Source organism: bacterium (assembly GCA_036504735.1).
In the GTDB taxonomy this organism is placed as follows: Bacteria; Electryoneota; RPQS01; order RPQS01; family RPQS01; genus DASXUQ01.
On the sequence record DASXUQ010000017.1, the window covers coordinates 23,144 to 49,889 of the forward strand.

The 26,746-nt window shown below is 59.7% G+C and carries 14 protein-coding genes; all 14 read left to right on the top strand.

The window, feature by feature from the left end; translation table 11 throughout:
• The first annotated feature begins 14 nt into the window (after positions 1-14).
• Positions 15-2,480, top strand: coding sequence for a hypothetical protein (locus VGL38_12860; protein HEY3296310.1), 2,466 nt, complete (start codon positions 15-17; stop codon positions 2,478-2,480).
• The gene (locus tag VGL38_12865; protein HEY3296311.1) at positions 2,477-3,580 is read left to right on the top strand and encodes a hypothetical protein; all 1,104 of its coding nucleotides are present in this window, start codon (positions 2,477-2,479) and stop codon (positions 3,578-3,580) included. The genes VGL38_12860 and VGL38_12865 overlap by 4 nt, the downstream gene beginning before the upstream one ends.
• Before the next feature lie 2 nt (positions 3,581-3,582).
• Entirely contained in the window at positions 3,583-4,650 is a 1,068-nt protein-coding gene (locus tag VGL38_12870; protein ID HEY3296312.1) for a PorV/PorQ family protein, read from the top strand.
• A gap of 24 nt (positions 4,651-4,674) precedes the next feature.
• On the top strand, positions 4,675-6,537 hold the full coding sequence (locus VGL38_12875) for a hypothetical protein (GenBank protein HEY3296313.1): 1,863 nt from the start codon (positions 4,675-4,677) through the stop codon (positions 6,535-6,537).
• 266 nt (positions 6,538-6,803) lie between these two features.
• Positions 6,804-10,583, top strand: coding sequence for a T9SS type A sorting domain-containing protein (locus VGL38_12880; protein HEY3296314.1), 3,780 nt, complete (start codon positions 6,804-6,806; stop codon positions 10,581-10,583).
• A gap of 109 nt (positions 10,584-10,692) precedes the next feature.
• The gene (locus tag VGL38_12885; protein ID HEY3296315.1) at positions 10,693-11,244 is read left to right on the top strand and encodes a flavin reductase family protein; all 552 of its coding nucleotides are present in this window, start codon (positions 10,693-10,695) and stop codon (positions 11,242-11,244) included.
• Positions 11,245-11,504: 260 nt separating this feature from the next.
• A complete protein-coding gene (locus VGL38_12890; protein HEY3296316.1) occupies positions 11,505-15,488 on the top strand; it encodes a PAS domain S-box protein in 3,984 nt (1,327 codons plus the stop codon).
• Between the two features lie 497 nt (positions 15,489-15,985).
• On the top strand, positions 15,986-20,131 hold the full coding sequence (locus VGL38_12895) for a PAS domain S-box protein (GenBank protein HEY3296317.1): 4,146 nt from the start codon (positions 15,986-15,988) through the stop codon (positions 20,129-20,131).
• 49 nt (positions 20,132-20,180) lie between these two features.
• Positions 20,181-21,938, top strand: coding sequence for a circadian clock protein KaiC (kaiC, locus tag VGL38_12900; protein ID HEY3296318.1), 1,758 nt, complete (start codon positions 20,181-20,183; stop codon positions 21,936-21,938).
• Between the two features lie 98 nt (positions 21,939-22,036).
• Positions 22,037-22,339, top strand: a complete 303-nt coding sequence (locus tag VGL38_12905; protein ID HEY3296319.1) for a circadian clock KaiB family protein — start codon at positions 22,037-22,039, stop codon at positions 22,337-22,339.
• Positions 22,340-22,354: 15 nt separating this feature from the next.
• Complete coding sequence (locus VGL38_12910) at positions 22,355-22,735, top strand: circadian clock KaiB family protein (GenBank protein ID HEY3296320.1); 381 nt, start codon at positions 22,355-22,357, stop codon at positions 22,733-22,735.
• Positions 22,707-24,542, top strand: a complete 1,836-nt coding sequence (locus VGL38_12915) for an ATP-binding protein (GenBank protein HEY3296321.1) — start codon at positions 22,707-22,709, stop codon at positions 24,540-24,542. The genes VGL38_12910 and VGL38_12915 overlap by 29 nt, the downstream gene beginning before the upstream one ends.
• Entirely contained in the window at positions 24,539-25,294 is a 756-nt protein-coding gene (locus tag VGL38_12920) for a response regulator (protein ID HEY3296322.1), read from the top strand. Before VGL38_12915 ends, VGL38_12920 begins: the two co-directional genes overlap by 4 nt.
• A 658-nt stretch (positions 25,295-25,952) precedes the next feature.
• Positions 25,953-26,195, top strand: coding sequence for a helix-turn-helix domain-containing protein (locus tag VGL38_12925; GenBank protein ID HEY3296323.1), 243 nt, complete (start codon positions 25,953-25,955; stop codon positions 26,193-26,195).
• Positions 26,196-26,746 lie beyond the last annotated feature (551 nt).

A 26,746-nucleotide genomic window follows, 5' to 3' on the forward strand; every position in this document is an offset into this window, starting at 1 on the left:
GGAAGAAGGCACATATGAAAGGTACATTCCGCAGACCTTACGGCGCGCTGACCGCACTTCTTGCAGTGGGACTGCTTTGCGCCGCGCTGATGGCCCGTACCGTCGTGGACATGACCACCACGGACTCGCGCCCTCCGGCGCCGAGGTTCCTCGATGACGGTGGTCAGGGGACCAATATCGGGCGGCCCAACGGCGTGGATCCCAACGCAATCCCGAGCCTGATCGAGCATGATGTGGGCAACGTCCGTACGGCTCTGTCCAATTCCGGCGCGCTGGGCAATCCCGAGCAGACCACCACCTATCATGGTTGGGAGTGGCCCATCCGGAGCGGGAATAACTTCCTGTTCGGCGCCGGTCTGTGGGTCGGCGCGGAACTCAACGGAGTCCACCGCGTTTCGACGACTAACGACGGCGATAATGGAACGAACGAATTCTGGAACGAGCATATCGGGACCATTCCCGCCTCGCGTCTGAGTATCAATAACGGCGATTGGTTCATCACATCCAAGAGTTTCTCCACGTTCAACGGCAAGGATTACCTCCAGGGGGCGAAAGGCGCGGATGATGACCGTGACTGGAGCCAGGCTACGGATGATTGGGACCTGAATGGGCGGGCATCGGACAACTGGGATCTGGGCGGCGGCTACATCGGCTTCAACGACGACGGCGATGCGTCGACGGATGAGGATAGTGTGGTGGCCGTCAAATTCCACGTCCCGCAGAACATCGACGTCGATGCCGACTCCAACGGTGTCGGCGGCAAGGTGTGGGATACGGGGCGGAGCGGCGATTACAACCGTGACGGCAACGCCGGCTACGATCCCGAACCGCACGTGGACGAAGATCCCGCGGGCGACATTTCCCACGACCGGATCGACAATGATCACGACGGCCTGGTGGATATGGATGATCCCGATTATGACGGCGACCTGAACGTGGGCTTCCTCGACGACGACAACGATGGCCACGATGATGAAGACGGCAACGCCCGCGGCGCCCAGGAATATTTCTGCGCCTACCATGATATTATCGACCTGAACCACGTGCGGCATCCCGACGGCGACGGTCACACCCCGCTGAACATCGAAATTCTTCAGCGCTCGTATGCCTTCCCCGAGGCCTATGCCCAGGACTTCATCCTCGTGGATTACCTGATTCGCAATGTCGGACAGTTGCCGCTGCAGAATGTCTACATCGCCATGTTCGCCGATCCGGATGTCGGAGCGGCGGGCGAGGGCGGCGACCTGGCCTCGGCGCACGACGGCAACTTCTACGACACGCTCAAGATCACCGATACCGAAAAGGTGCCGATCATGCTGCAGGGCAAGTTCGGCTTCTGGCACGGCGCGCCCACACCGGGCGTGTTCGGCATCGAAGTGGTCAAGACGCCGATTTCGCTGGGCGAACTGGATGTGACCTTCCAGAACTATGACCGCCTGACCGGCGGCGACCCGGCGACGGATGCCGACAAGTACACGGTCATGACGTCGGGAGTCATTGCCGACACATCGTCAGCGGCGGGAGACAAGCGCATGATGCTGTCGTTCGGCGCGCGTGGCGGCGGCTTTACGATTCTGCCGGACAGTACGCTGCCGATCACCATCGCGATGATCAGCGGCCGGGATCTGGCCAGCGTGAAGGCTGCGGGACGGTCCGCCTACAGCATGTACCTGCACGACTTCACCGGCCCGGCGGCGCCCGATGTGCCGCAGTTCACGGTGGATGCCTACGGGACCTTCGCGCGGATCCGCTGGTCGAACAATTCGGAAGCGTCGGTCGATCCCTTCTACGGCGTGCCGAATTTTGAAGGCTACACCATCGAGCGCTCCACCGACCAGATCAACTGGCAGACCATCGCGTCCTACGACCTTATCGACACGCTGCCGCCGCCTTTCGAGTGGTCGAATTTCAACCTCGGCATGCCGCGTGACACGCTGTGGCTGGACTCGGCTCACACACATTTCCAGTATTTCTTCATCGACAACAACCTGATTCCGGGGCACACCTACTATTATTCCGTGCGCGCGTTCAGCAAGGGCGCGGCCGGCGCGGGGATTCTGTCTTCGGGACGCACCGGCAATATTCAGCAGGCGGCCATCGCCCGCACGGCACAGACCGGCGCACCGGCGGATTTGAAGCAGATCTACGTGTTCCCCAATCCGTACCGAGGCAGCCATCCGGGCGAATCGGGCGGCCAGGTGAACACGGCGCGGCAGATCACCGAGTATCCGCGCAAACTCTTCTTCATGGGTCTGCCGGCCAATACGATTCCCGGCCATTGCAAGGTCAAGATCTACTCCCTGGCCGGAGACTTTCTGGCAATGCTGGACCATTACAATGGCACCGAGATGGAGCAGTGGAACCTGAATACCTTTAATCAGCAGGAAATCGCAAGCGGGATCTACTACTACATCGTCGAGTATACCAAGCCCACCGGCGGGACCGACCGCACTATCGACAAATTCGTGGTGATCAAATGAACGACACGCGATATACCTCTCCGCCCTTCCGCCCGCGTTGGCGGGCCCGAAGCGCACGCCGGATTCTGGCGGCTGCGGCCGTGCTCGGCGCCATCAGTCTGTGGGCACTGAACTGGGGATGCAGCGACCCGCGGCATGAGCCGCTGGCGCCCGCCGAACCGGGATACACCGAGACGATCAATCTCTGGAACAACACCTCGACGGGTACCGATGGCGTGGCCCCCGCGACGTTCAGCGTGGCGCAGCAATTGGCCACGGTCAATGTTCCCGGCGTCAGTTCACCCGCGCGGCTGACCGTGGCAACGTACATCCAGCCGGATTGCCAGATCTACCGCCGGTTGCAGATCATGCAGGATTCGGTTCCCTACATCCGCGACAGCCTGATTGTCCCGGCCCTGGTGGCCCTGACGAATTTCAAGACTCCGTTGATTGCGGACACGGTGGTCAAAGCGCGGATCGACTCCGTTGAAGCGCAGATGCGAGTTCTGACCGGCACCATCGGCGTCGCCGTCAGCACCACCGATTCCCTCACGCAGTTCACCTATCACGGACGGACTACGCAGTGCGACAGCGCGCTGTACCGGGTCGACATCGCCAATGCGGCATCCGTGGATTCCGCGCTGGCGGCCCTCCGCGCCGGGTTTGCGGCCGTGAATGACACTCTGGCGCAATTGGAAATGCAATTCGAAGCCTTTGTGCTGGATACGACGCGGCTGGGTCAGGAACTGGTCTACCTGAATACGCTGCTGGACAATCGGTATATTCTATCCGTGGCACTGGACAGCACCAGCACCTTCTACGTTCCGAATGCCGTGTACGTGGATTCGGCGGGCCGCCTCGGCGGTCAGGCGATTTACGCCGCGGCGATTGATTCGGCGACCGGCTACATCGGGCGGGGCTTTACGCTGCCTCTCGACCGGCTGCCCGCGGCGGATATCTCGCATTTGGGACGTACTTTCGAGGTGAACTGGGCGGTGTGTTTCCCCGGATCAGACCGGCCATGTCTGAGCCCCGGGCCCCATACCCTCTACGTGCGGATTCCCGGACGGAACGCGCGGGTCACCGGAACCATTGTGCTTGTCTATGCGCAGAGGACCTAACCATGATTAGTCCGAACCTACTCCGCCGCACCCTCGTGCTTACGCTTGCGGCCGTCTTCGTCCTGTCGCTTCCGGCCCTCGCGATTACCAAGGTAGGCACCACGTCCATGCAGGTGCTCAAGATCCAGATGGACGTGCGTGGAATTGCCATGGGCAATGCGATGGTTGCTTCGTCCTACGACGCGCAGAGCGTGTGGTCCAATCCCGGCGCTCTGGCAGACATGCGGAAAGGCCAGTTTGTGGCCACGCAGATCAACATGCCTGCCAATATCGAGCTGATGGGCTTCGTGCTGGCGCACCAGTGGGGCGACTACAGCGCCGTCTCGCTGCACGCGATAAACCTCTTTACCAACGATATGATGGAACGCACGTGGGAGCACCCTGAAGGCACCGGGCGGAAATTCAACGCGTCGGACGTGGCCATCGGCGCCAGTTATGCGCGGCGGCTCACCGACCGGTTCAGCCTCGGCGCCAACGTGCGGTATCTGCGCAGCGCTCTGGCCGACAACACCTTCAACGGCGTGGCCGTGGATCTGGGCACGCTGTACAAGACCAGCCTGCGCACCCTGCGGCTGGGCATGTCCATTCAGAACCTTGGCCCCAACGTGCGTTACTCGGGCAGTTTTGCCGATTACCGCAACGCGGTGGTCAACGGCGGCAACATCGTGAACGTCAAGTACACGAGCGCCAGCCTGCCGGCGCTGTTCCGTCTGGGCGTCGCCTTCGATCCGTTTGTGATGTTCGGCCTGTCTATGGACTCGACCTACAGCGGGGAATTGTCCGCTGAAATGAACCACCCCAATGATGCGCGCGAACGCGTGAACCTGGGCGCGGAGGTCGGTTACAAGAATATGTTCTTTATCCGGGCCGGCGGCAAGTTCGACTATGATGAAGAGAGTTTTGCCGCGGGTTTCGGACTGAAGATCCCGGTGGTGGACGGATACAAAGTGACCTTCGACTACGCGTACGCCTACTTCGGACGGCTCACACAGGCCGTGCAGAGCAGTCAGTCGGGCTGGGACGCAATTCAGGGTCAGCCGCACCGTCTGGCCATCGGATTCCAATGGTGACCTTCAAGCCGTGAGGACCTCATAATGAAAAGTTTGAAAGCACTACTCATCGTAGCGATCGGACTGAGCACATGGCTTGCAGGTTGCAAAGTCAAGAATCCGGGAAGCGCGATGGGGAACAATCCACCGACGACGACCTTGTCGGTTGCCCCGCGCGACAGCGCGGTGGTCAATTACTTCATAACGCTGGCCTGGTCGGGCAACGATCCGGACGGCAATGTGGCCTTCTATCGGCTGTATGTGGACAGCGTGCAGATCGGCACCACCACGGCCCGGGATACCACACTGGCTTTTTTCTCCCCCCAGGACTCCACTCCCACGCTGCACAGTTTTTCGGTGCAGGCCGTGGATGACCAGGGCCTCGCGGATCCGAATCCGCCGCTGCGGCGTTTCTTCACGCTCAACCGGGCGCCGACCACGACCTTCGGGAGCGTGGGCATTGCGAATCACGACACTCTGGGGACGAATTTCCGGGTCAGCGTAAGGTCGAACTCGCCGCGTCCGTCCAGCACACAGTACTCCGTCAGTGTGGACAACCAGACGGACTGGTCGGCGTGGACGGCGGATTCGATCTTCGCCTTCGCGTCTCCCGATTTGCTCACCGATCCGTTCTTTCCGCCGGGAGTCTTCGGGATCTCCAACGCGTCACTGGCGCCGAATCAACAGCATATCATTTATATACGGTCGCAGAATGCCGGTGGCGCGGTCAGCAACGTTGCCGCAGACACCGTCTATGTGGGGTCCGGCCCGGCGTTCCAGCCCGTCATGGATCCCACCCTGTCGGCCACGTATGGAGGGAATGCCTTTTATCCGGACGGATCCGAGTATTATGTCCAAGCCACCGGACAGACGGTCAGCATCGGCTTTGTTGCCCATGCCCCGTACAAAGGCGAGATCAATGCTTACCGTTACCGTACCGGACAGTTTACCGGCGGTGACGTTTCGTGGAACAACTGGAGCAATTGGCAAACTCGCACGACGATCGACACGACGGACCTGCTGCCGGGCGACTACCCGTTCCAGTTTATGGCCCGTGATCTTTCCAATGACTTCACGGACACCCTGACCTACGTCGTTCACCTTGTCCAGCAGGTTTTGTCGGACAGTGTGATTATTGCGGCGGACACGCGGAACGGAAACGGCACGCAGGGTCAGCCGACGCAAAATCAGGTCAACACTTTCTACGCGTCGATTCTGGACGCGGGCAACGTGACCAAGCACCGGGTGGTACAGGTAACGGTGGACGCCGCGAATCCCGATCTGTCCCGCCAGAACCGTACCTATCTCTCGCCTTACGACGTGCGCAATGCCGGACTGGTGCTGTGGCACATGGACGATCCGGGCACGGCGGACACGACCGTCGGAAACGCGCGCCAGCGGATCCTCAATGACTACACGGCCAAAGGCGGCCGAATAATCCTGTCCGGCTGGAACATTCTGGCAAAATTTCAGGAAGATCCGGGCGACACGGTGGCTTTCAGCGCCGCATCGTATGCCACCACACGGCTGAAGATCTTCTCCGGCTGGCGGACGGGATCGCGCCCGAACGTTGTGGGAATGGACGGTGCAAATGGCTTCCCGGGTGTGCGTTTCGACTCCACGAAGGTTAGCTCCCGGTTGGCCGGAAAACTGCCCAACTGCTGGACGTTTGATGTGCAGGGCCAGGACATCGTGACCGGCCTCATGGCCGTGTCCGATTCGACGTCCAACCCCCGCTATCACCGGCCGTCGGCGTACATTTACAACCTGAGCTTCCGCATTGCCGTGTATGGGGTTCCGCTCTATTTCTGTTTTGACAGCGACGTGCAGAACCTCTTCTACAACCCGAATGATCCGACGCATAGCGTGCTGACGATCATGACACAAGGTCTGCAACCGGCCATGTGAGGCTGAATCAGAGGCAATTTTCTCAAGAACCCGCAGGAACATGGCGGGTTCTGTTTTTTAGACAGATGAGTCGTAAGTATAACCGATTGATAATTAAGCATCGTGACCCACCGATGCAAACCGTATCCGCGAAACTGCACTCTTTGCAATTGTAGAGTGCCTTATGTATATTTTTTTGTCGGCCTTAGGATAGCCGAAGGCATAACATTTGCAGCATCACGCATTGAACAAGGCGGGACCTTGGGCTGAAACTAAAAGGAGAACGTATGAAGACGGTTGTTCGAAATGTTGTGATCCTCGCACTGTGTATTCTGGCGTTGACCACCCTTGCGGCGGCGGCGGACCAGGCGGGATCACACATGATTACGCGCCAGCACAACGGCGCTGCGGAATCGTGGATCCAGACCGTGGATCCGGCGGTTCCTTGGACATTGAACGCCACGGCTTACCCCGGTCATGCCGGTGGACGCCGCGCGCTCGATGAGACGGGGCAGATGCTGTGGGAAACTTCTCATCCCACAGGCCTGATGGACAACGTGGCGTTATCCGATGACGGATCCGTCGTGGCCATTGGCGTGACTCTTAACGAGTTTCAATTGCAGGTATACGACGGCGTAAGCGGCTCGATGGTCTACAGCAAGGCCGGAGTCGACGGTGCGGGATCCGTGGCCGTGTCCGGCGCGGGTGACGTTATTGCCTATGCCAATGGGCATTCTTTGTACCTGATGTCGGCAACGGATTCCGTGCCGATCTGGACCGCGGACATGGGCACGCAGGCGCTGGCGGTGGTCGGCATGTCGCGTCAGGGCGATCACATTGTCGCCTGCGAAGCGCAGACCACCCAGAATCAGGACAGCGTCCGCGTTTGGGCTTTCGAGCGGGCGTCCTCCACGCCGCTCTGGACGCACGCGTTCCCGATCGCCGCGGTTGGCGGCTGGTACGGCGTGAGGTTCTCCAGCGATGGATCCCGCGTCGTAGTGACGGGAAATGCGCGGATCTGGGTGTACGACCCGACCTCCGGCGCGCTGGTCTGGACAGTGGAAGCGAACAATACCCAGTATCCGGCAGAAATTTCCGGCAATGGCCGTGTGATTACGACCGGCAGCAACGGCGGCACGTTCCGCGTGTTTGGCTGGGATACGGGTGCAAACACCTACGTGATGCTGTTCCGCTATGCCTTTACGGGCGGTTCGTCCAACTGGGCGACGGCATCGGCCGTGTCCGGTGACGGCTCGACCGTGGCTTGCGGTTCGCTGCAGTTCATCGGCGCCGGTTATGCCGGTTACGTGGCCGTGTTTGACACCTACGGCGGGGGCATACCGATTTATCTGTCGCCGACAATGTATGACCTCGTCGCCGATGTCGCGATTTCCGACGACGGTCTGACGATTGCGGCTTCCTCTTGGGGCGATTTCGCCAATCCGGCGAACCCCAATATTCTGGTGATGGACAAGTACAATCCGACTCCGTTCTTCAGCTATGCGCATCCGGGATCTCCCAATGCCATCGCGATCAATCCGACCGGAACGCGCGTCGTTGCGGGCGGCAAGGCTGTGCACAACCGCCAGTTCGGCAACGGCGGCCATGCCTACCTGTTCTCGGCGGATCTTGAAGGCGGCACGGTGACGGGTACGGTGACGGTCAACCATTCGCCGGTCTCTGCCGGTGTTATCGTGGAAGCCGTGGGCCAGCACCGCATGGCGCTGACCAACGATGCGGGCGAGTACTACATTTATAACGTTCCCGCCGGAACCCACACGATCTCGGCGCACAAGCTGGGCTTCACCAGCGCGACGGTCTCGGACGTGGTGGTGACGGATGGCGGCACGGTCGCTGACATAAACTTCACGCTGGATACCGTCGGCGTGGCTCCGGCCAACCTCTCGGCGTCGCAGGCGCAGCTTACCAGCGTCCACCTCGCATGGAATCCGATGACGCTGCGCGGACACCAGCAGCGCGATTTCGATCATCGTCTGGCTGTCGGCGACGAGCCGCTGGACCCGACCCGCGGACCGGTGGCTTCGGCCAAGTCCGGCCCGAAAAACGCCACCAAGAGCGGCTGGCAGAATGCCCGCCATTCCGCACTGGATGACGCTCTGGACGAACCGGACTCGATCCGCGTCTGGCGCGGCACGACACAGGGTGGACCGTATGTCCCCGTAGCGACCATTGATGGCGCCTCCGTTGCCTACGACGACAGCTTCCACGTGTTCCCCACGATCAACTACTATTATGTGACGACCGCGATCTACCCCACCGGGGAGAGCGTCTATTCCAACGAAGCACAGGGCCGTCTTGACGCGTCCTATCTCGTGTACAATCCCACAGTCCCCCCGCTGACCACGGCCGTGACCTTTGACGGTGTGCTGTCCCCGAACGAATGGGCGGATGCCATTCGCATCGACGCGTCGGACGTCTTCGGTTATGACGGTCCCAATCCGCCGCACTCGGTCTACCTCTATATGAAGTACGACGACACGACGGACAAGCTGCTCATCGCCTGCGAAGACCACAACCAGGCCACGCTGGATGACGGCGAAGGCTTTGGTATCTATGTGGACGACGACAACAACAACGCCTGGAGCTACAACAACGTCGGCTCCGAAGGCAACTACTGGGCCTACTATTACAGCTCGGGCGCGACGCTGCGTTATCGTTCGCTCTCCGGTGGCCCCTACGGCTCCAACTACTACGTGTTCCCGAACCCGCAGATCGGTTTCTCCGCGGCGGCCGGCTATGTAACCGGTGAAGTGGCGATCCCCATGGGATTCCATCAGCCCTATGAAATCGCGCTGTACGGCCCGAACCGGACGGCAGGTATCGGTTTCTTCATCACCAATCGTCAGGGCGGCGGCACATTGTTCGACGGCTGGTGGCCGCAGAATATGCCGACCGTCGTATCGAACCCGGATTACTTCGGCAACTGCTCGATTCAGGCGACTCTGTTTGTTCCGCCGGTTCCGCCGAGCGCTATCAGCGTTGCAGCGTCCGGCCCGAACCTGCGCATTTCCTGGACCGATCCGACGACGGGCATTGACAGCCTTCCGCTGCACCAGCAGCTCGACGGCGTCAATATCTACCGCAACGGCGAGTTCCTCGACGTGGTAGCTCCCGGAACGCAAACCTACCTCGACGCGGACGTCGTGTTCGGCGCGTGGTATGAGTATTCGCTGGCGGGCTTCATTCCCGAAGCCGACAGCAGCTTCGTCGGACCGCATTCGCTGCCCGTGGGCGGCTTTGCCGGCACCGAGCCTCCGGCCATCCAGAATCTCGTGCAGGATGACGGCGTGTTCGACACGTGGACCTACGTGACGTATCCCGATGACGGCAACCGCATGGGTGAGAAGTTCGGCATGCCGGCCACTCACTCCAAGGTGTACACCATCGAACTCTACTTCAACAACACTCATCCCATCGGCGTCGGCATCAATTCCAACGATGCCAGCATTCCGGGCGATGCGCTGGCCGGACCGTACACGATTACGCCTCCGGTGGCCAACCAGTTCTTCACGTTCCACATTCCGGGTCTCGATCAGCCTACCGTTCAGTCCCTCGATTCCTTCTGGGTGACGCTGAACTGGCAGCCCGATTCTCCGCTCGATCCGTATATGGGCGTGGACAACACGCAGCCGATTCAGGGCCAGAGCTACTACTACACGAACACATCCAACTGGATGCCGATCGCGTGGGGCAACTGCATGATTCGCGCGGGCGTCGGCGATGCTCTGATCAACGGCACGAAGGGCGACGGCACTCCGGCAGTGGCGCATCAGTTCCGTCTGATGACCAACTATCCGAATCCGTTCAACCCGGAGACGATGATACCGTTCGAACTGGCGGAATCCGGCCAGGCGTCCCTGACCATTTACAACGTGATGGGCCAGAAGGTTGCCACGCTGATCAGCGGTGTGCAGCAGGCGGGTTATCACGTGGTGCAGTGGAAGGGGCATGATGATCTGGGCAGTTCCGTCGCCAGCGGCGTCTACCTGATGCGCCTCGAAGCGGGCAACCACGTCGCGACGCAGAAGATCATGCTGCTTCGCTAATCATCTGCAGGTAACTCAGAGGGCTGAGGGATAAGGGATGAACAAGATCCCTTGGCCTCAGCCCTCTTCTCTTTTCAGGTCGACGGCAACCTATTCTGCGAAAGGCCCCATGAAAACATCCTTGCCGCCCTTTGTGCATTCCTTTCCGGCCCCGGCGGTGCTGGTAGGATGCGGAACCGTGGACCGGCCCAATCTGATTACGATCTCCTGGTTTGGAACGGTCTGCTCCGAGCCGCCGATGATCAGCATCTCCATCCGTCAGTCGCGGCACAGTTACCGTCTTGTGCATGAGAGCCGGGAGTTCACGGTGAATATCCCGCGGGCCAGCGATCTGAAAGCGGTGCATTACTGTGGCGCGGTTTCCGGCAGAAGCCTCAACAAGTTCGACGAGCTGGGCCTCACGGCGGTGCCTTGCCCGCCGCTGGAAAACGCGCCGATGATCGCCGAGTTCTTTCTCGTCCTCGCCTGTCAGGTGAAACATGAGATTCACCTCGGCTCGCACCACATGTTCATTGCCGACGTCGTCGGCATACACGGAGAACGGCAGGCAGGTGATTTGCCGCACAGACCGCAACTCCGCCCCCTCGAGCAGATTGCCTATCTGGACGGCAAGTATTGGGGCCTGAAAGCCATTGAGCAAAGTCCGCTTAAGAAGGGTTGAAAAGAAGATAAACGAACAGCCGGCTTGAAAGGCCGGCTGTTTTGTATGGACACATTGAACATATGGATAGGTTATCATGGATATTCCGGTCAGAATATCCAGCAAATTTGTGGATGGATTCTTGCTTCGTGAACGAGAGTATCCTGTGCGGTCAGTTGCCCTACGGCAACCTCGTACACTAAAAACTTAATAGGTAAGACTTTATGGGTGCGTTGCGACGGTGGGTTACGCAGTGGGCGGACAAAGAAGGTTTCCGGCCAATGATCATTTTGTGGCTGGGGGTCAGTGTGACTTTGCTGTTCTTTGTCGCGGCTGGAGTGAGCGTTTGGAAAGCGAACTTCAGCATGATCCACGCCGAAGCCAGTGCGAGTGCCTTGCATGATCAGCTAAGGAGCCTAAGCTCCGACCACGAGCGGCGCTCCAATCTTCTCATGGATGCGGTGGAACAGCGTGATACCGTGTCCTGGGCAGATACCCCGCCGGATATGGCGATTGGTGTGATCGGCGCGCTGACGTTGATGGATGCGAGCACAGCCCTTACTTCGGCACGCAGCTACGTTGCGCCACTTCGGCTGGCAGCCGTACAGCTGCTTCACATGCAGGACACTGCCGTGCGTCTGCTCGGCAGCGGGAACTATGCTGCGGCACGCACGCTCATGGAGAGTGCGGCGTATGTCGCCGAGTGCCGCACTCTGCATGAGAACGTGCGCGCCATCATGCGCATCGCGAACGCACAAACGGATCGCGCCAACCGGATTTTTACGGCGCACCTGATGTGGATCAGCGTGGTCGCCAGCATCTTCTTCCTGGCGTTGACTACCGCCTGGCTGGCCGTAATGCGCCTGATGAGCAGCCATCTCGATGTGCGCAAAAAAACGGAAGCGGACCTGCGGGAGAGTGAGGAGAAGTACCGCACGCTGATCGACGCGCTGCCGCAGGCTGTGCTGATCGCCAAGGACGGGATCTTTGTCTTCTGCAATCCGCGTGCCGCCGTCATCTTAGGCGCTACCGGCGCCGGGAGTCTGATCGGCCTTCCCGCGGAAACGATTGTCCGTGAAGAAGACCGGGAGGGGCTGCTGGCGAACGTTGCGGCGCAGGCGCGACAGGATAGCGATCTGCCGGACCATTACACCGTGATGCTGCGCCGGCTGGATGGCTCCGAGTTTCCCGCCGAAGTGTTTGTGCGCTCTGTTTTGTACAAGGGTGCCGTGGCGGCCCAATACGTGCTGTCGGATATTACGGAACGCCAGCGTGGCGAGTCTGCGCTGCGCGAGAGCGAAGAGAAATACCGCACCCTGATCGACTCCCTGCCGCATTCGGTGGTGATCCTGCAGGATGGCAAAGTCGTTTTCGCCAACAACGCAACCGCGGCGGCGCTGGGCTTTCAAAGTTCACAGGACTTGATCGGTCTGGACCGGGATGCCTTTGTGGCGCCGCGGGAGCGGGAACGCCTTAACAGTTATACCACACGGCGTGTTGGCGGCGAGGGCGGGGCGCCCGATCACTACTCGGCAACTCTGCGCCGGCGCAATGAAGAAGAATTTCCCGCCGAGGTGTTTGTTCAGACCGTGGCGTACGGCGGAAAGCCGGCGTTGCAAACCGTGATTCTGGACGCGACGGAACGGCAACGGGCGGAGCATGCGCTGCGGGAGAGCGAAGAGCGATTCCGCAATCTGTCGGATACCGCGCCGGTATTGATCTGGATGGGCGGCGTCGGACGTCATACCTTCTACTTCAACAAATCCTGGCTGCGGTTTACGGGACGCTCCGTCAGTCAGGAATATGGCCACGGCTGGAAGCAGGACGTGCATCCGGACGATCTGCCCCGCTGCATGGCTGCCTATGAAAGCGCCTTCGAATCCCGCACCGCGTTCACCGTCGAATACCGCCTGCGCCACATGGATGGCACGGATCATTGGGTGCTGGACACCGGCGTGCCGCGTTTTACGATCGACGGCAATTTTGCGGGGTACGTCGGATCCTGCGTGGACATCACCACGCGCCGGGGAACGGAAGAGGCGCTGCGCGAAAGCGAGCGACGGTTCCGCGAATTGGCGGATCTGCTGCCGCACACCATTTTTGAATCGGATGATCACGGTGCGCTGACGTTTGCCAACCGCAAGGCCCTGGAGGTCTTCGGCTACAGCGTGCAGGACATTGAGCGTGGCCCGAATCTTCTGGACATGTTGATTCCCGCCGACCGCGAACGCGCGCGAGAGAACATGTCGCGGATCATGCGCGGCGAGACCCTGCAAGGCAGTCAATACATGGCCCGGCGCAAAGACGGCCAACCGTTCCCTGTGGTGATCGATTCCAACGTGCGCATCGAGGACGGCAGGCCCTGTGGTCTGCGTGGCATGGTGATCGACGTTACCGAACGCCAGCGAACGGAAAATGAACTTCGGCACCTTAACCGCGCGCTCAAAACCACCGGTGAGTGCAGCCAGGCAGTGGTCCATGCTACGGACGAGGCCGCATTGCTGCACGACATCTGCCAGATTATGGTCCAGAGCGGCGGCTACCGCATGGTCTGGGTGGGCAAGATCGACCAGAATGGCGACAAGACCGTTAAGCCGGCCGCGTTTGCGGGCAAAGAGCAAGGGTATCTGGAAAGCATCACCATTACGTGGGACGACAGCGTGGCGGGCAACGGGCCGACCGGCATGGCGATCAAGACCCTGAAGCCCTGGGTCAACCGGGACGTCGCCGGCACGGACTTCAATGCGTGGCAGGAAGAGGCCTTGAAACGCGGCTATCGCTCCTCGGTGGCGCTTCCGCTGGTCGGCGATGGGCGCTGTTTCGGTGTGCTGAGCATCTACTCGGCCCAGACCGACCATTTCGATCCTGCAGAGGTGAAACTGCTCAGCCAGCTCGCCGACGATCTGGCGTACGGCATCACCGCGCTGCGGGTGCGGCAGGAGCAGATGCGCACCGAAACCGCCTTGCGGGAAAGCGAAATCACGCTGCGCCGCACCTTCGATCAGTCGCCCATCGGCGCGGGCATTGTTTCTCTGGAGGGCCACTTCCTGCGCAGCAATGATACACTCTGCCAGATGCTCGGCTACACCCGCGAGGAGTTGGAAACGCTGACCTACGTCGAAATCACTCACCCGGATGACTCGCCGCGCGACATGCGTAACGTGGCGCTGCTGGCGACGGGTGACCTCGAACTGTACGAAACCGACAAGCGTTATATCCGTAAGAACGGCACGGTGATGTGGGGCCATCTCTCGCTCAGTGCCGTCAAGGATCCGGCGGGCAAGGCCGTCTATTACCTGCCGATGGTGCAGGACATCACCGAACGCAAGCGGGTAGAAACCGCCTTGCTCGAGAGCGAGGAACATTTCCGCACGCTCTATGATCAGGCGCCGGTGGGCTATCAGTCGCTGAATGAAGAGGGCTGCCTGATTGACGTCAACGAAACCTGGCTCAGCACTCTCGGCTATTCCCGCGAGGATGTTCTGGGACACTGGTTCGGGGACTTCCTTGCCCTGGCCGACAAGGATCTCTTTCGTCAGCGCTTTCCCATGTTCTGCAAGATCGGCGAAGTGCACGGCGTGGAATTCGACATGATCCGCAAAGACGGCTCGCGCATGACTGTCTCCTATGAAGGCCGCATCGCCCGGAACATAGACGGCGGCTTCAAACAGACCCATTGTATCTTCCATGACATCACACGGCGCAAGGACGCGGAGAATCTGCTGCGTGAGCAGGCGGCGGCGTTCGACGCGGCCATGGACGGCATGGCGATTCTCGACTCGCAAGGCCGCTATCTGTATTTGAACGGCGAGCACGCGCGGCTCTATGGCTATGACAGTCCCCAGGAACTGGTCGGCAAGAGCTGGATGGTGCTGTATGATGACGAGGAATTACGGCGGATGAAGACGGACGTGATCCCCGAGGTGTGGCGCAAGGGATGCTGGCACGGCGCGGCGGTTGGCAAACGGCGCGATGGCAGCCGGTACCGTCAGGAACTCTCCCTCTGCCGGACAGAGACCAATGGACTGGCTTGCGTGGTGCGCTACATCAGCGAGCGGGACGTCGCCGATCTTGAACCCTCCCCGCCTTCCGGCAAGCAGGAACGCGCCGTATCGCCCGAGGAGATCGAGTATCTCGCCGCCAAAGTCCTTCGGCAGCTCGAAGCTTTCGGCGGCTACCCCTGCAAAACGGAAGATCCTAACCTCCCGGCGGCCTCTCCAGAGGCACCGTCAGCGCAGGACGCCGCGCCGCCGACGAAAGAGTGAGCGCCGCAAGCGGGTGGGAAACCGGGCAACTCCTGTGCGAGTTGGTCATAATCCACCAATAGACCATAGAAAAGCCGCTCTGACGGATTCGAGCGGCAAAATCAAGGAACATTTGTCAGGCAAGCTCACCGCTTGCCTGACTTTTTTGTGCAAAATCATGTTTGCCTTCTACCGCTTCACCCTTGCTTTTCCCCCTGTCAAACTGTAGATTTCGAAGTCGTTAATTCAGCGAACGTTGGCCCACATTTTTTGATATAGTTAGAATAATTGGAGCCGCGTTGAATCGCCGAATTCACTGTTCCTCCATCCGTTTTGAGCCGTGGGTAACCTTGCGATTCGAGGAGCCATCCGCAGCCCTCTTTCCTTCCGTCCGAGTATGGAGTTGATGACTCATGAAGATGAAGCCGAAGACAATGCCAAACACTTTAGTCAGGAAACCGCGCAAAACAGCAAAGGAAGCCAACACAGACACTTCAGACTCGTTGCTCCGGAATGTTTTGGCAGATGCGCCCGTCGCCTTGTGGGCGGTGGACAAAGACGGGCTGTATACGGTTTTTGAGGGGCGGGCCCTGCAAGAGGTCGGGCTGAACCCGGAGGAGCGCATCGGGCAGTCGATTTTCGAGATTTTTGCAGACCGCCCCGATGTTCTGGACCCGGTGCGCCGCGCTTTGGCTGGAGATGAGTGCTCCGCCGTGCTTGAGAATCGCGGCGCTGTGAGTGAGACTCGCTTTTCCCCGCAGAGGGATACTGCGGGCAACATCATTGGGGTGGTGGCTGTTTCCACGCTGATTACCGAGCGGGTGCGGGCTGAAGCCGATTTGCGCCGCGTGAACCGCGCGCTCAGGCTGATCAGCGAATGCAATCAGGCCTTGGTGCGCGCAACGGATGAAAACACTCTGCTGCAGGACATTTGCTACCTGCTGGTGGAGCACGGCGGCTACCGCTTTGCCTGGGTGGGGTACGCCCAGCGTGACAGCGGGAAAACCGTCTGGCCCATCGCGCACGCCGGGGTGGAAGATGGCTACCTCGATACGGTGAATATTACCTGGTCCAACACACCGCATGGGCGGGGGCCAACCGGCACGGCGATCCGCACCGGCAAGCCTGTGGTCTCACGGTTCATCGCAACCGATCCGGTCACGGCACCCTGGCGCGAGAACGCGCTGAAACACGGTTACCAGTCCTCCTTTGTGCTGCCCCTTGCCGTCCATGGCGAGACCTTTGGCGCTCTCACCATCTTTTCGAGTCAGCCGGACGCCTTCGACGAGTCCGAACAGCGTCTCCTGTCCGAACTGGCGGGCGACCTTGCTTTCGGCATTATCGCGCTGCGTGACCGCGTGGCGCGCGAGCGCGGAGACGAACTGATCCGGGCCGCTAATGAGCGGCTCGAGCAGGATGTGCAGGAACGCACCGCCGCGCTGGAAGAACTGAATACCGAACTCGAAGCCGAAGTTCGCGAGCGGATCCGCACCGAGGATGCGCTCCGCGAATCCGAGCTGAAATACCGCATCGTCGCCGACAACACCTACGACTGGGAATTCTGGCTGGACGCCGAAGGCCAGTGCATCTACGTCTCGCCGTCATGCGAACGCATCAGCGGCTACAGTGCGCGGCAATTTGCAGCCGATCCGCAGCTGAACACGAGCATCGTACATCCTGAAGACGCCGCCGCATTCCAGCGTCACTGCAACGCGGCGCTGCGGGGCGAGAGCACGCCGCCGATAGAATTCCGGATTATGCGGCACGATGGCGAGCTGCGCTGGATCGAGCAGGCCAGCCTGCCCGTGTTCGACAGCGGTGGCAGGTTTCTGGGCACGCGCGGCAGCAATCGGGATATCACCGAGCGCAAGAGAGCGCAGGACGAACTGGCCAGCGTGGCGCTGTTCCCGGCGGAGAATCCCAGTCCGGTGCTGCGTATCGGGCGCGGCGGACAGTTGCTCTACGTGAACGCCGCCGGCCAGACGCTGCTGCGGGAGGAAGGCTGCACCCCGGATGAGCCCGTAACGGATCGTCTGCGGAACATGGCAAAGCAGGCACTGGAACAAGAGGAGAAACGGGAGACGGACTATGTTTGCCGCGACGGGCATTTCCTGATTATCTCCTGCATGCCCGTGCCGTCTCGCGGCTACGTCAACCTGTATGCCCGGGACATCAGTGAACGGCGGCGGATAGCGGAAAAACTGCGGGAACGCGAAGCCGCATTGCGCGTCGCCCAGCGTGTCGCCCACATTGGCCACTGGTTCTGGGACCCCGCTACCGATGAAGGGTTTTGGTCCGAAGAACTGTTTCGGATTTATGGCCGTGATCCCAACACCGGAACTCCCAGCTATTACGCGGAAGATGTGCGGCGTTCCTACGCTCCGCAGAGTCTGGAGGCCTTGAATGCCGCCGTGCAACGCGCCCTGCAGAACGGATCGCCGTGGGAACTCGAACTGGAGTTGGACACTCCGGACGGCCGGCATAAATGGCTGGACGCACGCGGGGAAGCCGACCGGAATGGCGAGGGCAAAATTGTCCGGCTGTATGGCACCGTGCAGGATATCACCCAGCGCAAACAGGCCGAAGAGGCGCTGCGGGAAGCCGAAGAACGGCTCAAACTCGGACTGGAAGCCACCAATATCGGCATGTGGCATTGGGATGTTCCGAAGAATGTGGCTACCTACACACCCACCTGGTACACCATGCTGGGTTACGAGCCCTATGAATTGCCGCAATCCACCGAAGCGTGGGAAAAGCTGCTTCACCCGGACGACCTCGGACCAACCAATGAAAAGGTGGCCGCGGCCTGGCGCGGAGACGTCAAGGAATTCGAAACAGAAGTTCGTATGAAAGCCAAGTCGGGAGAGTGGCGCTGGATCCTCAGCCGCGGCAAGGTAACGTCGCGCGACGCCGGGGGCAAGCCGCTGCGGATGATCGGCACTCACACGGATATTACGGCACTGAAGGAAACCGAGAACAGCCTGCGCTGGGAGCTGCAGGTGAACGCCGCGCTGGCCAATCTGCATTCGCCGCTTGTCAGCGCGTCCACTGCCGTGCGTGACATCGCCGACGCCGTCCTCAAACAGGCTCAGGACCTCACAGGCAGCCGTTTCGGCTTCGTCGCGACGATTGATTCGCTTACCGGCGAATGCCGCACCCACGCCATGACCGGCGACGCGCGGAAGGTGTGTGGAATCCGCACGGAACCCGGCTCGCTGATCTTCTCGCGCGGCGCGGACGGCCAATATCATGGATTATGGGGACACTGCCTGAATACGCGGCAGGGCTTTCTGACCAATGCTCCGGCGTACCATCCGGCTTCCGGCGGTGTGCCGGATGGCCATATCGCCATCAAGCGCTTCATCGGCGTGCCTGTCCATCTGGAAGGGAAACTGATCGGCGCGCTTTGCCTGATCAATTCCGACCGCGATTACACGGAAAGGGATCTGGTGGCGATCCAGCGGCTCGGCGACGTCTATCTGCTGGCGGTGCAGCGGATGAAGTCCGAGGAAGCCTTGCGGGAGAGCGAAGACCGCTACCGGAGCCTCGTCGAAACCGCGCCGATTCCCATGATCATGAGCAGCAAAAGCCGCATTATCCTCGCCAATCGCGCCTTCCATACGCTGATCGGCACGGATCAGATTGAGGATGATCTGGATCTGGAGATGCAGCGTTTCGTCCACCCGAAAGATTACGACAAACTCGCCGCCATTAAGCAGACGGTCCTCTCCCGGCGCGCGAAGACCGGCGTCGTCGAATTCCGCATGAAGCGGCTGAACGGCGCGATCCGTCATGTCGAAGCCGTGGCGCAGCCGATTGACCGCAACGGTGTGAACAGCACGCTGGTGGTCTTCCGGGACGTCACCGAACAGAAACACGCCGAGGACCTCATCCGCAAACATGCCATAGAGCTGGAGCGGCAGGTGGCCGAGCGCACGGCCCACATTCAGAAACTCGAACGACTGCGGGTAGAGGCCGAAAAGCAGGCGGCGATTGGCCGCATGGCGGCGCGGATCGCCCACGAGATCAACAACCCGCTGGCCGGCATCAAGAACAGCTTTCTGCTGGTGAAGAAGGCGATTCCCCCCACCTTCAAGCACTACGAGTTTGTGGGCCGGATCGACAAGGAACTGGACCGCATCGCCCGCATCGTCCGCCAGATGTTCGAAGTCTACAAACCCGAACGCAGCGCTCCTGCGCCGGTAGACGTTCCCGAGGTGCTGCGGGACGTGACGGCGCTGCTCCAAGGCAACGCGCGCGCACAGGGCGTCACGCTGGAAATGGATGCGTCCGGTGTGGACGGCACGGTTCACCTCCACGAAGACTCGCTGCGCCAGGCGCTCTTCAGCATCATCCAGAACGCCATTGAAGCGTCCGGGGCCGGCATGGTCGTCCGCATCAGTGCCACCGCGCGAGATCAGGTGCTGTCCGTTTCGGTTGCCGATCAGGGCTGCGGCATTCCGCCGGAAGTGGGCGCGCGGATTTTCGAACCCTTCTTCACCACCAAGGATGATCTGGTGTCGGGCGGGCTCGGCCTGGGCCTGTCCATCACCAAGGGCGTGGTCGAAGCTATGGGCGGCGTGCTCAATTATGAAAGTGAAGTGGGCAAGGGCACCACGTTTCAGGTGATCCTGCCCAATCAATCTGTCCAAAGGACCGCATAATTTTTCGCGGCGCCTGCCGCCGCAATTTATAAAGACGGAGTCAATGTTCATGGCGAAGAAGAAGATTGAGGCTGACCGCACCTTGGGAGCACTCGCCAAGCTGCCGACAGGAATTTCGGGATTCGACGAAATTACGGGAGGCGGCCTGCCGGAGGGGCGCATCGCGCTCATCACCGGCGGACCGGGAAGCGGAAAGACGCTGTTCAGCATGGAATTTCTCGTGCACGGCGCGGTGGATTTCGGTGAGCCCGGCCTGTTTGTGGCCTTTGAAGAGACCGCCGAAGAGCTGGAAAAGAACGTTGCCTCGCTGGGCTTCGATCTGAAGGACCTCGAGCGGCGCAAAAAACTGCTGGTGGATTACATTCCCATCGAACGCAGCGAAATCGAAGAGACCGGCGACTACGACCTCGAAGGGCTGTTCATCCGGCTCGGCATGATGATCGATTCCATCGGCGCCAAGCGCGTGGTGCTGGACACGCTTGAGGCGCTGTTCTCCGGCTTTCCCAATGAACTGATTCTGCGCGCCGAACTCCGCCGCCTGTTCCGCTGGCTGAAGAGCAAGGGTGTGACCAGCATCGTCACCGCCGAGAAGGGCGGAGGCGCCCTCACGCGCCACGGGCTGGAAGAGTATGTGTCCGATTGCGTGATTGTGCTCGACCATCTGGTGAAGGAAAACGTCGCTACGCGCCGCCTGCGCGTCGTCAAGTATCGCGGCTCGCGCCACGGCACCAACGAATATCCGTTCCTTATCGGCAGTACCGGCCTTTCGATTCTGCCCATTACGTCGCTGGAACTGAACTACAACGTCTCTTCGGAGCGGATCTCCAGCGGCGTGCCGCGTCTCGACACCATGCTGGGCGCCAAGGGATTCTACCGCGGCAGCAGCATTCTGGTATCGGGGACCGCTGGCACCGGAAAATCCAGTTTCGCCGCCACCTTCGTCGATTCCGTCTGCCGGCGCGGCGAGAGCTGTCTCTACCTTGCCTTCGAGGAGTCTCAGCATCAGATCATTCGCAACATGCGCTCCATCGGCATCGACCTCGAACAGTGGGTCAGGAAGGGACTGCTGCACTTCCACACCGTGCGTCCCACGCTCTATGGTCTGGAAGCTCATCTGGTGTCCATCCACGATCTGGTGGTCAAGTTGCAGCCGTCAGCCGTGGTGTTCGACCCCATCTCCAATCTGATCAGCGTGGGCGATACCACCGAAGTGAAGTCCATGCTCACGCGGCTGATCGATTATTTGAAAATGTGCCAGGTGACGACCTTTTTCACCAACTTGAGCATTGACGCAGCGAACCACGAGACGGCGGATGTGGGGGTTTCCTCCCTGATGGACGCATGGATTGTGCTACGCGATACGGAGAGCGAAGGCGAGCGTAATCGCGTCATTCATATTATGAAAGCGCGGGGTATGCCCCATTCCAATCAACTCCGCGAATTTCTGCTCACCGACAACGGCGTCGTGGTCAAGGACGTCTATATCGGTGAAGGCCGGGCGTATACCGGATCGGCGCGAGTCAAGCAGGAGGCGCAGGATCTTGCCGATGAGATCCGGCGCAAGCAGGACGTCGAGCGCAAGGTGCGGGAAAATGAGCGTAGCCGCAAGGTGATCGAGGCTCAGATTATCGCGCTGCAGGCGCAACTCGAACGCCAGGCGGACGAAGCGGAGCAATATATAGAGCAGGAGAAGAGCACCGAGCGCCTTGCAGACGAGAATCGCCGGCGGCTGGCGGCTTCCCGCCACAGCGATGACTCGGAACCGGCGCCGGAAGGACGAAGGAAAAATGGGAGAAGACAAGTATGAGTAAATCCGCCGCGACCACAGACGCCAAGAGCAGCGGCGCCAAAACCGGCAGCCGTTCTTCGAACTCATCGAAAGCCAAGTCCCCCGGAACGCCTATTATCAAAACCGAGTTGCCAAGTAAGGAAGACTTCTGGGAACTGCGGCTCTATGTGGCCGGACAAAGCACCAAGTCCCTGACCGCCTTTGCCAATCTCAAACGGATGTGCGAAGAGCATCTCGAAGGCAAATACCGCATTGAAGTCGTTGACCTGCTCGAAAATCCCCAACTGGCGAAGGGAGACCAGATCCTGGCCATCCCCACCCTCGTGCGCAAATTACCCGAACCCCTGAAGAAGATTATCGGCGACTTATCCAATACCGAGCGCACCTTGGTCGGCCTCGACATCCGTCCGCGTTCGTAAGGAAAGACCTGACTCATGACAAAATCCATCAGCGCGGTGACCCAGCAGTTCGAGGCTGCCCTTAAGAAAAGTACTCGCGAGGGAGAATCCTATGTGCTGCGGTTATACGTGGCCGGAACCACGCCCCGCTCCACGAGTGCCATTCGGAACATCAAAGACATCTGTGAAGCGCACCTCAAAGGACGCTACGACCTCGAAGTGATCGACATCTATCAGCAGCCGGTGCTGGCCAAAGGCGAACAGATCATCGCCGCGCCCACGCTGATCAAACAACTGCCTATGCCGCTGCGCAAGTTTATCGGCGATATGTCGGATACTGAAAAAATTCTGGTCGGTCTGGACTTACGACCGAAAAAGGATACCGCAAGTGCTGGAAGAAAAGAAGAAAATAGCTAAACGGGACCTCGACGGCGGAAGCGATGAGATGGCCGAACTTCGCGCCCGGCTCGAGGAGGCCGAGGAGACATTGCGCGCCATTCGCGAAGGCGAAGTGGATGCGGTGATCATGTCCGGCGCGCGGGGCGATCAGGTCTACACCCTGATGGGCGCCGATGCGCCCTATCGCGTGATCCTGCAAACCATGAGCGAGGGCGCGTGCACGCTCGATGCTGCCGGAACCGTGATGTACTGCAACCGCCGCCTGGCCGAGATGCTCAAGCTGCCCATCGAACAGGTCATCGGCTCCGATGTGTTCCGTCATATCCCACAGCAGGATCGCGGAAGCTTTGGCGCGTTTCTCAGTCAGGCGGGCAACCAAGCGGTTCACCATGAGGCCTCGCTCCGGCTGGCTGGCGGGGACACGCTGCCGGTGCTGTTGTCCGCCAGTCCCCTCGCGTTGGATGGCACGCGGCATGTCTGCGTCATTGTGACGGATCTTACCCAGCGGAAACAGATCGAGGAAGAACTCCGCTGCGCCCGCGATGAACTGGAACTGCGCGTGGCGGAGCGCACCGCCGAGCTGACCGAAACGAATTTCCGGCTCGAACAAGAGATTCAGGAGCGCACACAGGTCGAAGAGGAACTCCGCCAGAGTGAAGATGAACTCCGCCGCAGCGAACACAACCTGATTCAGGCGCAGCGCATCGGCCACACGGGAAGCTGGGAGTGGGACGTGCGCACGAGTGACGTCTTAGCGTCCGAGGAGTTTCACCGCCTGTTTGGCATGGGAAAAGAGGCCGCGCTCTCGCTGCCGACGCTGCTGGCGCGTGTTCACCCGGAAGACATGGACCTGGCGACGAGTATGCTGGAGAAGGTGCGTGCGGGTCTCCCTCGGGTAAATGTTGATATCCGGCTCCCGCTGCCGGACGGCGCGGTGCGGATCCTCAACGTCGAAGGTGAAGTCACCGACGCCGATGCCGCTGGCAAACCGCGCTGCATGGCCGGTACCGTGCAGGATGTCACCGAGCGCAAGCGCGCTGAAGATCAGATCCGCCGCTACAACGAAGAGCTGGAGCGGCAGGTGGCCGAGCGCACGGCCCACATTCAGAAACTCGAACGGCTGCGGGTGGAGGCGGAGAAGCAGGCGGCGATTGGCCGTATGGCGGCGCGGATCGCCCACGAGATCAACAACCCGCTGGCCGGCATCAAGAACAGCTTTTTGCTGGTGAAGAAGGCGATCCCCCCCACCTTCAAGCACTACGAGTTTGTGGGCCGGATCGACAAGGAACTGGACCGCATCGCCCGCATCGTCCGCCAGATGTTCGAAGTCTACAAACCCCAGCGCAACGCCCCGGCGCTGTTCAGCGTGTCCGATGCCGTGCGCGATGTGGTGGCGCTGCTCCACGGCAATGCCCACGCCAAGCACGTCACGCTGGAAATCGGAGCGGAAGCCGCTTCTGCCGTGGTGTATCTGCACGAAGATTCGGTGCGCCAGGTGCTGTTCAGCATCATCCAGAATGCCATTGAAGCGTCGCCGGAAGGCGGAACTGTTCGGATTGGCGCCGAGTTGCAGGATCATATGTTGAAACTGGATATCGTGGATCAGGGCTGCGGCATTCCGCCGGAGGTGGGAGCGCGGATTTTCGAACCGTTTTTCACCACCAAGAATGAACTGGCCTCCGGCGGTCTCGGCTTGGGTCTGTCGATCACCAATGGCGTGGTGGAAGCCATGGGCGGCCATCTCAGTTACGAAAGCGCAGTCGGCAAGGGGACGGCCTTTAAGGTCACTCTGCCGCTCAACCATACCAACAAGGAAGTCCAATGATGACCAACGGAAAAATCCTGATCGCGGATGACGAAGAAACCTTCCTGATTTCGACATCCGCGCTTCTCACGGATGAAGGGTATGAATGCGCTACAGCTTCCAATGCCGCCGATGCGGCCACGCTGCTGCGCGACAATGAATTCGATCTGCTCATCGCCGACATCAAGATGCCGGGCAATGCGGAACTTGAACTGGTGCACGAACTGCCGATCCTCGCCGAGGGTATGCCCGTGATTCTCGTCACAGGCTATCCCACGGTCAATACCGCCATTCAATCCATTCGCCTGCCTGTGGTGGCCTATCTGATCAAGCCGGTGGACTTCGGAGAGCTTCTGGCTATGGTTCACAGCGGCGTAGAATACACCCGGGTTCACCGCGCCGTCAAGAACACCCGCAGCCGTCTCGGGCAATGGGAGGCCTCTCTGCATGATCTGCAGCGGGGATATGAGGTATCGCCCAAGGTGAACTCCGCCGGATCGGTGGACAGTTTTCTCAAACTGGCTCATGATAACATCATGCGCTCGTTCGGTGACCTCCTCAATGTCTCGCGGGCTCTTGCCAATCAATCAAAAGTGCAGTTTGTTTGCCACCTCGCCAACTGCCCGAAGCTTCAGATGTACGAGCAAGCCATTGAAAATACTGTAAAGACCCTTGAACGTACGAAGTCCGCATTTAAGTCTAAAGAATTAGGAGATTTACGGAAGAAGCTTGAGGAGCTTCTGGAGAGCGAGAGGCGCGCCGAGAGTGTCTAAGTGGCAGAGCCTCGTGCCGCTTTGCCTCCTCCAACTGCTTCCCACGTTCGCCAAAACGTCCTAAACATCTATTTAAACACAGTATTTACTTATATTAATACTGTGTTTGAGAGCCCACTCGAACTCTCTTGGAGTACCACGACCCGCGCAGGGGTCAACCGAACTTTTTTAGATTTTCTTGTTCAAGCTACTTGACAAAGTGCTGGTAGGTCTATTATATTGTGTCAGCATACGGTTTGACAAGGTTCGCGGCTCGCGCGGACCGCCTTGTCGAGTAGGTACAGGCCTGCAAGTCGAAGGCGCAACCCTCCCCATTTCTGCCTCTAAGGGCATCCGACATGGGTTGTAGGTTGGGCCTTTTTTGTTGTCTTTAAATTTCTGTAAAGTTGCATTATTTAAATAGATAAAGCCCCACTTAGGGCGATTGGAACTTGCGCTGGCCGGAGGTAGTTATGCTAAGACAGGAATGGGAATATATTACTCGAGTATTCGGATTTACCGGTGTGACGCTTGGTGTGATCTTAGCCCTGCTCCTTCTTGCAGTTACCAAGTAGCTGGCGCACGTCAATGGCGACCCCAAGCCGTATCAGGCCTTGGGGAGGACTTCTAAGGTGTTCACAAAATCAGGGCTGATATACAAAGCAGGAAGGGTAGTACCATGGCTTCTTTCAACGAAGGACTATTGACACTGGAAGATGCAGCGCGTCTGCTCGGCGTATCCAAGATTACATTGCGTCGCTGGACGAGAAGCGGGTCGCTGGGTTGTGTTCGGGTTGGCCAGAGAGGGGATCGTCGCTTCCGTCGGGAAGATCTCGAAGAATATGTTTCGACTCGCGTGCGTTCCAGTTCCATGATCTCCGAGAACGTGCCGCGTACTGATATTACGGCGGTGGCTGGATAAGCAGAGGAGAGGGAGAAGAGGGGATTTACCGGCGGGAGGGAATTTCACCGATGGGATGGGATGCGGCCAATCTGGTATCCCCCGTCCCATCGGGAAAATACCCGCCGCAGCGCAGGATGCCCGGACTGCGGAGCCGGACATCCACACCATCGAACCGGTTGACCTGCTTTCCTATGAAAGCGGTTCTGGATATCGGTGGTTGAGGCTGGTGGTGGGCGGAGATTCACGTGAAGGCTGTATGCAGGTAGCTTTTTCTCGTATAATAGCAATGGTCGGATGGCGCTTTCTTATCGGTCCGGGTCAAATAGGTTCCTTATGATTTCCGCCCGCCGCAGCCGTTGAATCCTGACTCTTTACATCCATCGTTGATCGGAAGCCGCCACACCTAAGGGTGGGGCGGGAAATAGGCAAGGTTCGAAGGGCTTGGGACAATCCTGAGCCCTTTTGATTCCGCGCGGTGCATGAGTTCGTCATAGTTGACTTTGTTGACGGGAAGGCCTATCTTGTTGTTCGAAAGAACAACCGAACATTTTGAGGCCCGCCTATGTTGA